The sequence below is a fragment of the Thiocapsa sp. genome (genome assembly GCF_011390875.1).
Classification (GTDB): Bacteria; Pseudomonadota; Gammaproteobacteria; order Chromatiales; family Chromatiaceae; genus Thiocapsa.
Genome location: NZ_JAABRP010000281.1, coordinates 1 through 313, shown reverse-complemented (window position 1 = coordinate 313; position 313 = coordinate 1). Strand labels below are relative to the sequence as shown.

Here is a 313-nt window from a genome sequence, read left to right as displayed (position 1 = left end):
CTCAGCATGGGGGCGGCGGCATCGGAGGGTGGTCCGGTCGAGCGTGCTCGCGCCGCTTCGCACGCCGGTTGCGATATGCTGCTGGTCTGCAACAATCGCCCGGCGGCGCTCGAGGTTCTCGATGCGTTCGTCGATCACCACGACCCCGCGGCCGAGCTGCGTCTTCTCAGGATGCACGGCCGCGGTCAGCATGAGCGAGCACGTTTGCACGAGCAGCCCGAGTGGCAGCGCGGCGTGCAGTGCGTGGCTCTTCTCGAGGGGCTCGAAACACTCGATCTGGGGCTCCTCGACCCGACCGACCCGGAGGCTACTG

1 protein-coding gene is annotated in these 313 nt (G+C 68.4%); it reads right to left on the bottom strand.

What is annotated here, in order from left to right; all coding sequences use genetic code 11:
- Positions 1-192 (bottom strand): hypothetical protein (locus GPT33_RS18930; RefSeq protein WP_363929464.1); only part of this gene is annotated, 192 nt, incomplete at its 3' end.
- Positions 193-313 lie beyond the last annotated feature (121 nt).